General features: G+C 70.0%; 15 protein-coding genes. 11 read left to right on the top strand and 4 right to left on the bottom strand.

Annotated features, from left to right (window positions below; translation table 11 throughout):
• Positions 1–19 precede the first annotated feature (19 nt).
• Both nusA and rimP read right to left on the bottom strand, forming a co-directional pair.
• A complete protein-coding gene (gene nusA / locus J2S75_RS04975) occupies positions 20–1639 on the bottom strand; it encodes a transcription termination factor NusA (protein WP_244379969.1) in 1620 nt (539 codons plus the stop codon).
• The gene (rimP, locus tag J2S75_RS04980; protein ID WP_307018723.1) at positions 1639–2481 is read right to left on the bottom strand and encodes a ribosome maturation factor RimP; all 843 of its coding nucleotides are present in this window, start codon (positions 2479–2481) and stop codon (positions 1639–1641) included. Before rimP ends, nusA begins: the two co-directional genes overlap by 1 nt.
• Positions 2482–2725: 244 nt before the next feature.
• Between rimP and J2S75_RS04985 the strand changes: the two genes are divergently transcribed.
• Positions 2726–3613, top strand: coding sequence for a 4-(cytidine 5'-diphospho)-2-C-methyl-D-erythritol kinase (locus J2S75_RS04985; RefSeq protein ID WP_307018724.1), 888 nt, complete (start codon positions 2726–2728; stop codon positions 3611–3613).
• Between the two features lie 22 nt (positions 3614–3635).
• Positions 3636–3959 carry a YnfA family protein gene (locus tag J2S75_RS04990; RefSeq protein ID WP_307018725.1) on the top strand — a complete coding sequence of 108 codons (324 nt, stop codon included), beginning with the start codon at positions 3636–3638 and terminating at the stop codon, positions 3957–3959.
• A gap of 123 nt (positions 3960–4082) precedes the next feature.
• On the opposite strand, the gene J2S75_RS04995 is transcribed toward J2S75_RS04990, so the two are convergent.
• Positions 4083–5102 carry a polyprenyl synthetase family protein gene (locus tag J2S75_RS04995; RefSeq protein ID WP_307018726.1) on the bottom strand — a complete coding sequence of 340 codons (1020 nt, stop codon included), beginning with the start codon at positions 5100–5102 and terminating at the stop codon, positions 4083–4085.
• A gap of 240 nt (positions 5103–5342) precedes the next feature.
• Between J2S75_RS04995 and J2S75_RS05000 the strand changes: the two genes are divergently transcribed.
• From J2S75_RS05000 to J2S75_RS05040, 9 genes are all read left to right on the top strand, one after another.
• Positions 5343–6392, top strand: a complete 1050-nt coding sequence (locus J2S75_RS05000) for a rhamnan synthesis F family protein (protein ID WP_307018727.1) — start codon at positions 5343–5345, stop codon at positions 6390–6392.
• 64 nt (positions 6393–6456) lie between these two features.
• Positions 6457–6681: a putative signal transducing protein gene (locus J2S75_RS05005; protein ID WP_307018728.1), complete on the top strand. Its 225-nt coding sequence runs from the start codon at positions 6457–6459 to the stop codon at positions 6679–6681.
• Positions 6678–7463: a tRNA1(Val) (adenine(37)-N6)-methyltransferase gene (locus tag J2S75_RS05010; protein WP_307018729.1), complete on the top strand. Its 786-nt coding sequence runs from the start codon at positions 6678–6680 to the stop codon at positions 7461–7463. Before J2S75_RS05005 ends, J2S75_RS05010 begins: the two co-directional genes overlap by 4 nt.
• A gap of 63 nt (positions 7464–7526) precedes the next feature.
• A complete protein-coding gene (locus tag J2S75_RS05015) occupies positions 7527–8432 on the top strand; it encodes a S49 family peptidase (RefSeq protein ID WP_307018730.1) in 906 nt (301 codons plus the stop codon).
• A 27-nt stretch (positions 8433–8459) separates the two neighbouring features.
• Positions 8460–8654, top strand: a complete 195-nt coding sequence (locus J2S75_RS05020; protein ID WP_307018731.1) for a hypothetical protein — start codon at positions 8460–8462, stop codon at positions 8652–8654.
• A 115-nt stretch (positions 8655–8769) separates the two neighbouring features.
• Positions 8770–9972 carry an efflux RND transporter periplasmic adaptor subunit gene (locus tag J2S75_RS05025; RefSeq protein WP_307018732.1) on the top strand — a complete coding sequence of 401 codons (1203 nt, stop codon included), beginning with the start codon at positions 8770–8772 and terminating at the stop codon, positions 9970–9972.
• A 4-nt stretch (positions 9973–9976) separates the two neighbouring features.
• Entirely contained in the window at positions 9977–11974 is a 1998-nt protein-coding gene (locus J2S75_RS05030; RefSeq protein WP_307018733.1) for a MacB family efflux pump subunit, read from the top strand.
• Between the two features lie 234 nt (positions 11975–12208).
• Entirely contained in the window at positions 12209–13486 is a 1278-nt protein-coding gene (gene purD / locus J2S75_RS05035) for a phosphoribosylamine--glycine ligase (protein ID WP_307018734.1), read from the top strand.
• A gap of 151 nt (positions 13487–13637) precedes the next feature.
• Positions 13638–14639: a patatin-like phospholipase family protein gene (locus J2S75_RS05040; RefSeq protein WP_307018735.1), complete on the top strand. Its 1002-nt coding sequence runs from the start codon at positions 13638–13640 to the stop codon at positions 14637–14639.
• A 2-nt stretch (positions 14640–14641) separates the two neighbouring features.
• On the opposite strand, the gene J2S75_RS05045 is transcribed toward J2S75_RS05040, so the two are convergent.
• Complete coding sequence (locus tag J2S75_RS05045; protein WP_307019149.1) at positions 14642–15073, bottom strand: nucleoside deaminase; 432 nt, start codon at positions 15071–15073, stop codon at positions 14642–14644.
• Positions 15074–15085 lie beyond the last annotated feature (12 nt).

The raw sequence follows: 15085 nt of genomic DNA on the forward strand, positions 1-15085 counted from the left end.
CCGCCCTCGGCCCGGCCGCTCAGGCCTCGGCCTCGCCGGCCTCGTCCGCCTCGGCGTCGATTTCGTCCTCGGCCGGGCCGGCAAGTTCCTCAGCGGTGATCCAGCCGGCCTTGACGCGGGCCTGCATGATCAGCTGCTCGGCGTCCTCGCGCGACAGTTCGAAACCTTCCAGCGCGCCGGCGACGCGGACGGTTTCGCCGTCCTTGCGCTCGGTCCAGCCGGTGAGGTCGTCGGTGGCGCAGCCGGCGAGGTCCTCGACCGTCTTGATGTCGTTCTCGCCGAACGCCACCAGCATGGGTGAAGTGACGCCCGGCACGTCGCGCAGCGCGTCCTCGACCCCGAGTTCGCGGCGGCGGGCGTCGAAGGCGGCTTCCACCTGCGCCAGATGGGCGAGGGCGCGGTTCTGCAGTTCCTGCGCCGTGTCCTCGTCGAAGCCCTCGATGCTCGCCAGTTCGTTCAGCGGCACATAGGCGATTTCCTCGACCGAGGCGAAACCTTCGGAGGCCAGCAGCTGGCCCATCATCTCGTCGAGGTCGAGCGCCTCGGCGAACATGGTGGTGCGCTCGGCGAAGTCCTTCTGCCGCCGCTCGCTCTCTTCCGCCTCGGTCATGATGTCGATGTCCCAGCCGGTGAGCTGGGAGGCGAGGCGCACATTCTGGCCGCGGCGGCCGATGGCGAGGCTTAGTTGGGCATCCGGGACCACAACTTCAATACGCTCGCGGTCCTCGTCCAGCACCACCTTGACCACTTCGGCCGGGGCGAGGGCGTTGACGATGAAGGTCGCGACATCCGGCGACCACGGAATGATGTCGATCTTCTCGCCCTGCAGCTCGTTCACCACCGCCTGCACGCGCGAGCCGCGCATGCCGACGCAGGCGCCGACCGGATCGACCGAGGAATCGCGCGAGGTGACGGCGATCTTGGCGCGCGAGCCGGGATCGCGGGCCACCGACTTGATCTCGACGATGCCGTCATAGATCTCCGGCACTTCCTGCGCGAACAGCTTGGCCATGAACTGCGGATGGGTGCGCGAGAGGAAGATCTGCGGCCCGCGCTGCTCGCGGCGCACGTCATAGACATAGGCGCGGATGCGGTCGCCGGTCTTGAACACTTCGCGCGGCAGCAATTCGTCGCGGCGCAGCGAGGCTTCGCCGCGGCCGAGATCGACGACGACATTGCCGTATTCGACGCGCTTGACCGCGCCGTTGACGATTTCGCCGATGCGGTCCTTGAACTCGTCATACTGACGGTCGCGCTCGGCCTCGCGCACCTTCTGCACGATCACCTGCTTGGCCGACTGGGCAGCGATGCGACCGAAATCGAAGGGCGGCAGGGTGTCGGCGATGGAATCGCCGATCTGCGCCGCCGGGTTCAGCCGGCGCGCGCCGATGAGGTCGATCTCCACCGCCGGGTTGTCGACCTGCTCGACCACCAGCAGGTGGCGGGCGAGGCGCAGCTCGCCGGTGCGCGGGTTGATCTCGGCATGGATGTCGGTCTCGGCGCCGTAGCGCGAGCGCGCGGCCTTGGCGATCGCATCTTCCATCGCGGCGATCACGATGCCCCGGTCGATCGTCTTTTCCCGCGCGACCGCGTCGGCGATCTGCAGGAGTTCAAGCCGGTTGGCGCTGACGACGGCCATCAGTGCGTCTCCTTCGCATAGGATTTGCGTTTGGCGTTGGATTTCTTGCCGGGCTTGGCCGCGCCCTTGGGCTTCAGCATCGGCTTGGATTTCTGCTTCACCGGCATCTTCTTCGGCGGAATGACGCGCGGGGCGACGCCCTCGCCGCCGACGAACATGTCGTCGTCGCCGTTCTCGTCGTCATCGCCGTCGAGCGGCACGTCGCCGATATCGGCGGTGTCGATGTCGTCTTCCTCGATGCCCGCGCCCTCGCGCAGCGCCTTGTCGCGGCGCAGCGCGTCGCGGATCAGCGCCTCGGTCATAACGAGCCGGGCGTCGCCGATGTCCGTGATGGGCAAAGCGACGGTGCCGGGCGCATCGGCCGGGGCGTCCGGCAGGCGCACCAGCGCATTCGTGCCTTCGGCGCCGGCGAGGATGCCGCGGAAGCGCTTGCGCCCCTCATGCGGCACGGCCATCTCGATCTTCACGTCATGGCCGGCCCAGCGCTGGAAATCGGACAGCCGCACCAGCGGCCGGTCGATGCCGGGCGAGGACATTTCGAGGTTGTAGGCGCCGGAAATCGGGTCTTCGACATCGAGCACGGGCGAGATGGCGCGGCTCGCCGCCTCGCACTCGTCAATGCCGAAGGAACCGTCCGGGCGCTCGGCCATGATCTGCAGGGTCGGCGGGCTGCCGCCGGAAATCTTGGCGCGCACCAGACGGAAGCCGAGCCCTTGCAGCACCGGGCCGACAATGGCGGCGACACGGGCGGCGGGGCCGGCCTCGATGACGAGACGCGGCTCGTCGAGCCGGCCCTCGGGCGGGGTGGTCGCGTCTATGGCGTGGGCTTCGGTGTCGCTCATCGTCCTCGTCGGATCGCCTGACGATCCGCAATGCAAAAAGAGCGGGCTCCGCCGGCGGAACCCACTCTCAACCGACCATATGATCGTTTGTGAGATCGTTGAATGCGCTGCTTATACAGCCAAAAGGCGGTCTTGCGCAAGTCGGACGCTTGCGGCGGCCTCCGGCGACGGTGGCGCGCCGCCGTCGCTTCCCCGGAGCAGCCCTCGCTTGCCGGCGGCCGGCGCGCGTCGCATAAGCGGGGCCATGCCCTCCGCTCTGCCGCCCTCCGCCCTGCTGCATGAACGCGCGCCCGCCAAGGTGAACCTCTCCTTGCGGGTGCTGGGCCGGCGCGCGGATGGCTATCACGATTTGTCGAGCGTGGTCGCTTTTGCCGGTGCCGGCGACCGCCTGTCGCTGCGGCCGGGCGCCGAACTGAGCCTCGCGCTGGAAGGGCCCGGCGCGCCGGTGCTGGCGGGGGAGGCGGACAATCTGGTGCTGAAGGCGGCGCGGGCGCTGGCGGCGCGTGTGCCGGGGCTGGTGCTCGGCCGCTTCACCCTCGCCAAGAGGCTGCCGGTGGCGGCGGGGCTCGGCGGCGGCTCGGCCGATGCGGCAGCGGCGCTGCGGCTGCTGGCGCGGGCCAATGGGCTCGTCGTGGACGATGAAAGGCTGTTTCAGGCCGCGCTCGCCACCGGCTCCGACGTGCCGGCCTGCCTCTATGGCCGCTCCTGCCTGATGGCCGGGCGCGGCGAGGCCATTACCCCGCTCGCCTTGCCGCGCTTCGGCGCGGTGCTGGTCAATCCGCGCGTCGCCGTCGCCACCGCCGAGGTGTTCCGCGCCCTGGCGCTGGCGCCGGGCATGTCGTTTGCCACGGGCGGCGCGGCCTTTCCGCCGTCGCCGTCGCGGGCGGCGCTGCTGGACTGGCTCGCCGTGGAGCCGAACGACCTTGAGCCGCCGGCCCGCCTGCTGGCCCCGGTGCTGGGGGATGTCGAGCGGGCGCTGGTCGCGACGGCGGGCGCGCGGCTGGTGCGCATGTCCGGCTCCGGGGCGACGATGTTCGCGCTCTATGACGATTGCCGCGCCGCCGCCGCCGCCGCGCGGCAGGTGACGGGCGCGCATCCGGGCTGGTGGGTGAAATCCACCGTGCTGGGCTGAGCGGGAGGGCGCGGAGCAACTCATGCACACCGCCCTGTTCTTCGCCCTCGCGGCCTTTCTTGAAATCGCCGGCTGCTTCGCTTTCTGGGCGGTGATTCGCAACGGGGCGAGCGCGCTGTGGCTGGTGCCGGGCGGGCTCAGCCTCCTCGCCTTCGGCGCCGCGCTCACCCAGGTCGACGCCGCCGCCGCCGGGCGCGCCTTCGCCGCCTATGGCGGGGTCTATGTCGCGGCGTCGCTGGTCTGGCTGTGGGCGGTGGAAGGCTTCCGCCCCGACCGCTGGGACCTGTTGGGCGGGGCGATCTGCCTCACCGGCGCGGCGCTCATGCTCTACGCACCGCGCGGCTAGATCATTTCACTGTTTCTCGGAAACAGTGAAATGATCTAGTTCATTGTTTTTTCGCGTTTTCTTCACGCGAACCGGTATCCATTTCGCTCGAAAACGCTCTAGAGGCCGCGCGCAAGGGCGGGCTCAGCGCACGCGGGCGACGCAGAAATCCACCACGTCGAGCAGCGCCTCGCGCGCCGGGCTGGCGGGGAAGACATCGAGCGCCTGCTTGGCGGCGGCGCCATAGGCGCGGGCGCGCTCCACCGTCTGGGCGATGGCGCCGTGGCGCACGAGCAGGCCCATGGCCTGTTCGAGGTCGCCCTCGCCGATCTCGCCGCGCTCCAGGCAGCGGCGCCAGAAGTCGCGCTCCGTCTCGTCGCCCTGGCGCACCGCCAGCACGATGGGCAGCGTGATCTTGCCCTCACGGAAATCGTCGCCGACATTCTTGCCGAGATCGGCCTGCGAGCCGCCATAGTCGAGCGCGTCGTCGACGAGCTGGAAGGCGATGCCGAGATTCATGCCATAGGCGCGGCAGGCGGCCTGCTCTTCTTTGGTGCGCCCGGCCAGCACCGGCCCGACCTCGCAGGCGGCGGCGAAGAGTTCCGCCGTCTTGCCGCGAATCACCGCGAGATAGGCTTCCTCATCCGTGCCGATATTCTTGGCGGCGGCGAGCTGGGCGACCTCGCCCTCGGCGATGACGACGGCGGCGGTGGAGAGAATGTCGAGCGCCCGCATATTGCCGACCTCGATCATCATGCGGAAGGCCTGGCCGAGCAGGAAATCGCCCACCAGCACGCTCGCCTCATTGCCCCACAGCATGCGGGCGGCGAGCTTGCCGCGGCGCATCTCGCTGTCGTCCACCACGTCGTCATGCAGCAGCGTGGCCGTGTGCATGAACTCGACCGAGGCGGCGAGCTTCACCGTGCCGTCGCCCTCATAGCCGGAGAGCGCCCCGGTCGCGAGGGTGAGCATGGGGCGCAGGCGCTTGCCGCCGGACGAAATCAGGTGCTGCGCCACCTCCGGTATCATCGTCACCTCGGAGCCGGTGCGCGACAGGATCAGCGCGTTGACGCGGTCCATGTCGGCGCGCACGAGGCCGACGATGCCCTCCAGCGAGGCTTCGGTCGGGGTCGCGGCGGTAGCGAAGGAGTAGGCGACGGACAAAGGGGGCTCCCTCAGCAATGGCGACGGCGAGCGCCGGTGCACACGCAACCCGACGGGTTCTCATAGCTTACCCGGCCGGAAGGTGAAAGTTTTCGTGGAGCGACCTTTTCCGGCCCGCGCGGCCGAGGTTGCGCGGCGGTGCGCCGTGCCGTACCGGCATCGAAACCCGCTGTTGCGGAGATAACGCCGATTTGCCAGTAATCGCCATCCGTCGTTTTGCTTGGGGTCTCGGGCTTGGCCTTGGTTTCGAAAGTCCGCAAGGAGCTTGGACGCTGGCGCGCCAAGCTGCGCAGCACCCCGTATTTGTTTCTCGGCGCCGTGCGGCGGCGCGAATATGATGCGAGCCGCCATGAACGCGTGAGGGTTACGCAAGGACGGCAGCCGATCGCCGACGAGGTCGCCATTCTGGTGATCTTTCCGCGTGACGGCATCCCCGCCTCTACCCTGGCCACGCTCGCCCATTTCGCCCGCAACGGGCTTGCCTGCGTCGTCGTGTCCAACGCGCCGCTGCGCGACGAGGACCGGGCGCGGCTGGCGCTTGATACGCATCTGGTGATCGAACGGCCCAATATCGGCTATGATTTCGGCGGGTTCCGCGAGGGCATTCTCACCCTGTTCGAGCGCGGCGTGCGCCCTCGCCTTCTGGTGGTGATGAATGACAGCCTGTGGTTCCCGTTGCGCACGGATTGCGATGCGCTGGCGCGCTGCCGGCAGGCACCGGAAGACGTGTTCGGCTTCCTGCTCAATGGCGTGCCGCGCTTCGGCGTGAGCCGGGACTATGTGCAGTCCTATTTCCTGCGCTTCTCGCCGCGCCTGCTGGCGAGCGCGGAGTTTCTCGCCTTCTGGCGCGACATGCCGCTGATCGACAACAAGCATCTGGTGGTGCGGCGGCTGGAGCGCGGCCTGTCGCGCCATTTCGCCCGCCGGGGCTATACGCTGGGAGCGCTCGTCCACTGGCGGACGGTGATCGACCGGCTGATGGCGCTGGACGACCCTGACAAGCTTGCCCGAATCTTCGCCTATCAGTGCCAGCTCAACCCGAAGGACGCGGCCCAGCTCAAGCCGCTGATCGCCAAGGGATGGTCGCCGCTGCGCATCCGCGACGCGCTGGCGCGCTCAATCCGCCGCAAGCGGCTCTTCGCCTCCTTCCCGATGATGCACCCGGAATTCGTGCTGGAACTCGGCTTCCCCGTGCTGAAGCGCAAGCTGACCATGCAGTATCGCGAAATTGTGCGCCTTGGCCTCGACAAGGATTTCGACCCCGCCGTGCGCGCCGAGATGCGCCGGTGAGGCGGCCGGCAGACGGCCGGACGCGGCGCTTGCCAGCCGGCCGGCACGCGGCCTCATATAGGCGATGCGTGAAATCCTGCGGACCAACGACATCGTCCTCCTCTCCGCCATCGCCGCCCTGCTCGACAGCGCCGGCATCGGTCATCTCGTGCTCGACCAGCATATGAGCGTGATGGAAGGCTCGATCGGCCTGCTGCCGCGCCGGCTGCTGGTGGAGAAAGACCGCGAAGGCGAGGCGCGGGCGCTGCTGGACGGCGCCGGCTTCGGCGCTGCGCTCGTCGCGCCATGAGCGCCGGGACGGAGGAGGTGCCGGCCGAGGACGCCCTGACCGACGACGCCTTTCTCGGCGGGCGGCTTCAGCTGCTGCAACCGCCGCGCGGGCACCGCGCCGGGCATGACGCCATGCTGCTGGCGGCGAGCGCGCCGGAGGCGGCGCGCGTGGTCGATCTCGGCGCCGGGGTCGGCGCGGCCGGCCTCGCCTATGCCGTGCGGGTGCCGGCGGCGCAGGTGACGCTGGTCGAGATCGTGCCGGAACTTGCCGGGCTCGCCCTCCGCAACGCCGCCCGCCAGTCGCCGGACCTGTCGGGGAGGGTGCGGGTGGTCGAGGCCGATGTCGCCACGCTCGGCCGCCCCTCCGGGCCGCCGGAGCCGCCCGCCCGCGCCGCCGATCTCGTGCTGATGAACCCGCCCTTCAACGACCCCGCCCGCCACCGCCTCTCGCCGCATGCGGGCCGTGCGCTCGCCCATGCCATCGCCGATGCCGATGTGGCGACCTGGCTGCGCGCGGCGGAGCGGCTGCTCGCCCCCGGCGGGCGGCTGGCGCTGATCCACCGGCCGGAGGCGATCGAGGCGCTGCTGGAGGGGCTGAAGGGCCGTTTCGGAGCCGTGACGATCCGCCCGGTGCACCCCGGGCCCGGCGCGCCGGCGCACCGGCTGCTGATCGGGGCGGTGAAGGGCCGGCGCACGCCCCCCGCCGTCCTGCCGGGCTTCGTGCTGGCGGAGGATGCCGGCCGGCCGAGCGCGGCGGCGGAACAGGTGCTGCGCGAGGGGCGTGCGATCGGCCCCGATTGACGCTGCGTCACAAGCCTGCGCGCGGTCATTGAGCAAATCGCGAACGCACCCTATCTGTACCCTATGGCCAGTTCATCCTTCCTTTCCGACCTTCGCCGCCGCCTCGATCCCTTCCTGCCCGCCAGGCTGCGTGGCGGGACGCCCGTGGTGCCGGTGGTGCGGCTCACCGGGGCGATCGGCATGGCGAGCCCGTTCCGGCCCGGCATCACCTTCGCCAACACGGCGCGGGCGCTGGAGCGCGCCTTCGCGGTGAAGGGAGCGAAAGCGGTGGCGCTGGTGATCAATTCGCCCGGCGGCGCGCCGACCCAGTCGCATCTCGTCTACAAGCGCATCCGTGCGCTGGCGGCGGAGAAGCAGCTGCCGGTCATCGCCTTCGTCGAGGATGTCGCGGCCTCGGGCGGCTATATGCTGGCCTGCGCGGCGGACGAGATTGTCGCCGACGATTTCTCCATTGTCGGCTCCATCGGTGTGGTCAGCGCCGGCTTCGGCTTTCCCGCCGCGCTGGAAAAGCTCGGCATCGAGCGCCGCGTCTACACCGCCGGCACCCGCAAGGTGATGCTCGACCCGTTCCAGCCGGAAAAGCCCGAGGATGTCGAGCGGCTGAAAGCCCTGCAGCAGGAAATCCATGCCGCCTTCGTCGCACTGGTGAAGGCACGGCGCGGCGATGTGCTCTCGGGCGACGACGACACGCTGTTCTCCGGCGAGTTCTGGGCGGCGCCGCAGGCGCAGGAGCTGGGCCTGGTCGACGCGCTCGGCGATCTCCGGGGCTTTCTGCGCGCCCGCTATGGCGAGAGCGTCCGCACGCCGCTGATCGAGGTGAAGCCGGGCCTGTTCGGCCGCCGCTCCCCCGGCGTCAGTGCGGCGGCGGCGGCCGGTCAGGGACCGGCGGCGGAGATCGGCGCGGGGGCGGCGCAGGCCCTCATTTCCGCCGCAGAGGAACGGGCATTATGGGCCCGTTTCGGGCTCTGACGCCCGGTAGACGCGCGGAAAACAACGATGCCGCCTTTGTTCGTTCTCGCCCTCGGTGCGCTCGGCACCGCTGCCCTCGCAAAGGTGCTGGCGCGTGAATCGCGCCGGGTGAATGCCGAGCTCGACGCCCAGCGCCGGGCGGAGAAGGCCGGCACGCTCGATCCACGTGCGACGCTGCGCCGCGACCCCGCCACCGGCGAGTACCGGCCGATCGATTCCTGACCCGGCCCGCCAGCCCGCCACCCCCATTATTACCGCGAATTCACTTTGATCGCCGGGACTTAGGGCTTACCCCTTCGGGCCTTACCCCTTGAAGGGCCGAAGAGGGCCAGGCGCTATGCTGCAGAAGGCGGAAACAGGCTGGACGGGAGAGAGGACGACGCGCCGCCGTCGCCGTCGCCGCTGGCCGTGGCTGCTCGCCGCCCTGCTGCTGGCCGGCGCTGGCTATGCCGCCTATACACGCGTCGAAACCCCGGAAGCGGCGCCCGCCTTCCAGACGGCGGTGGTCGCGCTGGGCGACATCGAAACCAGCGTCAACGCCATCGCCAAGATGCAGCCCAAGACCTATGTCGATGTCGGCACGCAGGTTTCCGGCCAGCTGCGCACCATCCACCCCGATGTCGGCGATATCGTCCGTAAAGGCGACCTGCTCGCCGAGATCGACCCGACCGTCTACCAGACCCGCGTCGCCGGCGACCGCGCCAGTCTCGACAATCTGCGCGCCCAGCTGGCGCAGGCGCAGGCGCAGCTGACCCTCGACCGGCTGCGCAACGAGCGCGCCCAGCAATTGCTCAAGAACCAGTCCGGCAGCAAGGACGCCGCCGACGCCGCCATGGCGACCGAGCGGATCAGCGAGGCCAAGATCGACGCGTTGAAGGCGCAGATCGCCCAGATGCAGGCGACGCTGGACGGCGATCTCGCCAATCTCGGCTATACCAAGATCTACGCGCCGATGGACGGCACCGTCGTCTCCATCACCGCCCGCGAGGGCGGCACGCTGAACGCCAACCAGTCCGCGCCCATCGTGCTGCGCATCGCCGACCTGCAGACCATGACGGTGACGGCGCAGGTGGCGGAGGGCGACATTCCCCGCATCAGCGTCGGCACGCCGGCCTCCTTCTCCACGCTCGGCCTGCCGGACCGGCGCTGGCGCGGCACGGTGCGGCAGATCGAGCCGACGCCCACCATCGTCAACGACGTGGTGCTCTACAATGTGCTGATCGACGTGCCCAACGAAGACCTGATGCTGATGACCGACATGACGGCGCAGGTGTTCTTCCGCCTCGGCGAAGCCAAGGGCGTGCCCCTGGTGCCGACGCCGGCGATCCGCACCGCCCGCGACGGCAGCCAGAGCGTGCGCGTGCTCACCCCTGAGGGGCCGCAGGAGCGGGCGGTGAAGACCGGCCTGTCCAACCGCAGCCAGACCGAGATCACCGAAGGGCTCCAGCCCGGCGAGACGGTGATAACCGGCACCAACGCGCCGCCGGCGGCCGCGCGGCCCGGCGGCGGGCGGCCTCCCATGCCGCCGCGCCTGGGCTGAGGCGATGAGCACGAGCGCCACCCGCAGCGCGCCCGGCGCCGTCCCCGCGCGGCCGGCGCCGCCGGAGACGCCGATCATCGAACTGGTCGATGTCAGCCGCATCTACCCCAATGGCGAGAGCGTGGTGCGGGCGCTCGACAAGGTGTCGCTGGCGATCCAGCCCGGCGAGTTCGTCGCCATCATGGGCCAGTCGGGCTCCGGCAAATCGACGCTGATGAACATTGTCGGCTGCCTCGACCGCCCCTCCGCCGGCCTCTACCGGGTCAATGGCGTCGATGTGGAGGATCTCGGGCCGGACGAACTGGCGGAGCTGCGCTGTTCCACCTTCGGCTTCGTGTTCCAGCGCTACAATCTCCTGCCCAGCCTGACGGCGGCGGAGAATGTCGCCATTCCCGCCATCTATGCCGGGATGGGGCGCGAGGCGCGCGAGGAGAGGGCGCATGCGCTGCTCGCCCGGCTTGGCCTCGGCACGCGCAGCGAGCACCGGCCGAACCAGCTTTCCGGCGGCCAGCAGCAGCGGGTTTCCATCGCCCGCGCGCTGATGAACGCCGCGCCGGTGATTCTCGCCGACGAGCCGACCGGCGCGCTCGATTCGCGCTCGGGCGAGGAGGTGCTGGCGCTGCTCGGCGAATTGAACGCCGAGGGCCATACGGTCATTCTCATCACCCATGATCCCGATGTCGCCGCCCATGCCCGCCGCGTGGTGCGCTTCCAGGATGGGCGGATCGTTTCCGACGAGCGGCGGGAGGGCGAACCTCCCCGCACCCCGCTGCCCGGCACGGGCCCGGCCCGGCGCGGCGGGCTGGCGCGCTTCGTGCCGGATCTGGCGGAAGCGGTGCGCATGGCGATTGCCTCGATGACGGCGAACCTGTTCCGCACCGCGCTGACGCTGCTCGGCATCGTCATCGGCGTCGCCTCGGTCATCACCATGCTGGCGGTGGGCGATGGCGGCAAGCAGAGCGTGCTGGAGCGCATCTCGCAGATCGGCACCAATCTGCTCATCGTCCGCCCCGGCGCGCCGGGCATCCGCACCGCCGGCGACAACGCCACGCTGCTGCCGGACGATGCCGAGGCGCTGAGGAGCATCTCCGGCATCGACGCCATCGCCCCCGACCGTTCCGGCCGCTACACGCTGCGCTACGGCTCGCTCGACTATTTCACCACGGTGACCGGGACCTCGCCCGACTATCTCGCCGCGCGCGACTGGACGCTCAGCCGCGGGGTGATGTTCACCCAAGCCGATGTGCGCGCCTATGCGCCGGTCGTGGTGCTGGGCCAGACCGTGGCACAGAACCTCTTCGGCGCCGACGATCCGCTCGGGCGCTACATATTGGTGAAGAACGTGCCCTATGAGGTGATCGGCGTGCTCGCCCCGCGCGGCGCCAATGCCTTCGGCCAGGACCAGGACGATGTGGCGCTGGTGCCGCTCTCCACCGGCTTCGTCCGGGTGTTCGGCCGGCAGTTCCTCAACTCGGTCACGGTGAAGGTGGGCAATGCCGACGACATTCCCCGTGTCGAGGCGGCGATCACCCGCATTCTGACCGAGCGCCATCAGGCGGAGGATTTCCAGGTGCGCAACACTGCGCAGTTCCTGGAAACGGCGATGGAGACGCAGAACACGCTCACCCTCGTGCTCGGCTGCGTCGCCGCCATCTCGCTGCTGGTGGCCGGCATCGGGGTGATGAACATCATGCTGGTGAGCGTGACCGAGCGCACCCGCGAGATCGGCATCCGCATGGCCACCGGCGCGCGCATGAGCAACATCATGCTGCAGTTCAACACCGAGGCGCTGGTGGTGTGTTCGGTCGGCGGGGCGGTGGGCGTCGGGCTCGGCCTCGCCGCCGCGCTGGGGGTGGAGTGGATGGGTGCCACCATCGTGCTGTCGCTCATGCCGCCGCTGCTGGCCTTCGGCTGCGCCTTCCTCACCGGCCTCGTCTTCGGCTATCTCCCGGCGCGCAAGGCCGCCGGGCTCGATCCGGTGGTGGCGCTGGCCTATGAGTGAGGCCGAGTGGTTTTGCGCGCCGGCTGCGTGCTTCGAGGCTCGCTTCGCTCGCATCTCAGCATGACGGGCGTGGCGAACCGCCCTGGTGGAACGTCATCCTGAGGTGCGCGGGCACGCCCGCGCCTCGAAGGATGGGGGCGGCGTCGGTCCGGGCCACCTTTTGCCCTCCCCCTTGCCCCTCGCCGCTCGAACGTTTAGGCGAAACGCCATGTCGGGGCGCTGGAGGTTTGCCGCATGAACGTTCTTCTGCTCGGCTCGGGGGGCCGCGAGCATGCCCTCGCCTGGAAGCTGGCGCAGAGCCCGCTCATGGGGGCTTTCTTCGCGCTGCCCGGCAATCCCGGCATCGCCGAATTCGCCACCTGCTTTGAAGGCGTGCCGCTGGACGACCACGACGCCATCGTCACCCTGTGCCTTTCCGAGAAGATCGACCTCGTCGTCGTCGGGCCGGAGGCGCCGCTGGTGGACGGCATCGCCGACCGGCTGATCAGTGAGGGCATCGCCGTGTTCGGCCCGCGCCGCGTGGCGGCGCAGCTGGAAGGCTCCAAGCTGTTCACCAAGGAATTATGCAAGGCGCACGCCATCCCCACCGCCGCCTTCGGCCGGTTCACCGATGTGGAAGGCGCCCGCGCCTTCGTCCAGCACCATGGCGCGCCGATCGTGCTCAAGGCCGACGGGCTGATGGCCGGCAAGGGCGTGATCGTGGCGATGACGCTGGAGGAGGCGCTCGCCGGCATTGACGAGGTGTTCGCCATGGGCGGCCAAGAAGGCAGCTTCCGCACGGAAATCCTCATCGAGGAATTCCTCGACGGCGAAGAGGTCTCGTTCTTCTGCCTTGTCGACGGCGAGACCGTGCTGCCCTTCGGCTCGGCGCAGGACCACAAGCGCGCCTTCGACGGCGATGAGGGGCCGAACACCGGCGGCATGGGTGCCTATTCGCCCGCGCCGGTCTTCACCGCCGAGATGGAGCGACGCACGCTGCATGAGATCGTCAAGCCCACCGCCCGCGCGCTGGCGGATGCGGCGAGCCCCTATCGCGGCGTGCTGTTCGCGGGGCTGATGATCACGAGCGAGGGGCCGAAGCTGATCGAATACAATGTCCGCTTCGGCGACCCGGAATGCCAGGTGCTGATGATGCGGATGGAGGGCGACCTGCTGCCGCTGCTCGCCGCCGTGGCGACGGGACGGCTGGAGGACCAGCCGGTGCCGCTGAAGCCAGACGCGGCGATTTCCGTGGTCATGGCGACGAAGGGCTATCCCGGCGCCTATGGCAAGGGCTCGCGCATTGGCGGGCTGGAGGCGGCCGAGGCCATTCCCGGCGTGAAGGTGTTCCATGCCGGCACGCGTCGTTCGGGCGAGGATATCGTCGCCAATGGCGGCCGGGTGCTGAACGTCACCGCCGTCGGCGCCAATGTCGCCGAGGCGCGCGAGCGGGCCTATGACGCCGTCGCCCGCATCGACTGGCCGGAAGGCTTCTGCCGCCACGATATCGCCTGGCGGGCGCTGGCCGGCTGAGCGCGGCCCGCGCCGGGCATTTTGCCCGCCGCGCGCTCTGGCGGCCCCGCATCGGCGTGCCCATGTTCAAAGAATTGCCGCGCCTGCGTGGCAGAACGGGCGCGTCTTGCGGAGGAACCGCCTCCCCGGTGCGCGGCAGATGGGCAGAACGATGGACGATTTCCCTCACAGCCGGCGCCGGCGGATGCCGGCCGCCGATCCCGCCCCGGAGGCGGCGGCGCCGCCTCCCTCCGCCCGCAAGGCGGGGAAGGATGAGGCGGGCGGCGCGGTGATGTCCTCGCCCGGCAGTCCCCTTTCCGCCGCCCCGGTGCCGGGCGCGCCGAAGCCGGGCGGGCCGACGCTGGGCGTGGCGCTGGGTTCGGGCGGGGCGCGCGGCCTCTCGCATATTCTGGTTCTGGAAGCGCTGGACGATCTCGGCCTGCGGCCGACCGCCATGGCGGGGGCCTCCATCGGGGCGCTGTTCGCCAGCGTCTATGCCGCCGGCATGCCGGCGCGCGACATCCGCCATCTCGTCACCCATACGCTGAAGAATCGCGGCGAGGTGATGAAGCGCCTGCTCGCCGCCCGTGTCGGGCGCATCGCCGACCTGTTCGGCGCCGGGCTGGGCAATCCGGTGCTGATCGACGCCGAGCGCTTCATCGGCGGCTTCCTGCCCAAGATGGTGCCCGACACGTTCGAGGAACTGTCCATCCCGCTGCGGGTGGTGGCCACGGATTACTGGGAGCGCTGCGAGCGCACCTTTACCGAGGGACCGATCCGTCCGGCGCTGGCGGCCTCGCTCGCCATTCCCGGCCTCATCCGCCCGGTGCAGCATGATGGCCACACGCTGGTGGATGGCGGGGCGGTGAACCCGCTGCCCTTCGACCTTTTGCGCAGCCGCGCCGATGTGGTGATCGCGGTCGACATCACCGGCGGCCACGGCACCGAGACGCGCGGCGTGCCCGCGCCCTTCGAGGCGATGTTCGCCACGCTGCAGATCATGGCCTCGTCCATCGTCGGCGAGAAGCTGAAGGCGGGCGCGCCGGACATTCTCATCCGCCCCAACGTGCATGATTTCCGCGTGCTCGACTTCTTCCGCGCCGCCGCCATCCTAAAGGCCGCCGAGCCGGTCAAGGACGAGGTGAAGCGCCGGCTGGAGGCGGTGCTGGGCTAGGTCTATCCCCGTCGCCCGGCGAAGAAGTCCCGCAGCAGCTGTGCCGATTCGCGCTCGCGGAAGCCGCCATAGACCTCCGGCCGGTGGTGGCAGGTGGGCTGGGCGAAGAAGCGCACGCCGCTTTCCACCGCCCCGCCCTTGGGATCGGCGGCGCCATAATAGACCCGCCGCAGCCGGGCGAAGGAAATCGCCGCCGCGCACATGGTGCAGGGCTCCAGCGTGACGTAGAGATCGCAGTCGCCGAGCCGGTCATTGCCGAGGCGCGCGGCGCCGGCGCGCAGCACCAGTATTTCCGCGTGGGCGGTGGGGTCGGCCAGCTCGCGCGTGCGGTTGCCGTCGGCGGCCAGCACCTCGCCGGCGCGCACCAGCACCGCGCCCACCGGCACCTCGCCGCGCGCGGCGGCACGCGCCGCCTCAATGAGGGCAAGCTGCATGAAGTCGCGGCG

The organism is Ancylobacter polymorphus (genome assembly GCF_030813495.1).
Taxonomy (GTDB): domain Bacteria; phylum Pseudomonadota; class Alphaproteobacteria; order Rhizobiales; family Xanthobacteraceae; genus Ancylobacter; species Ancylobacter polymorphus.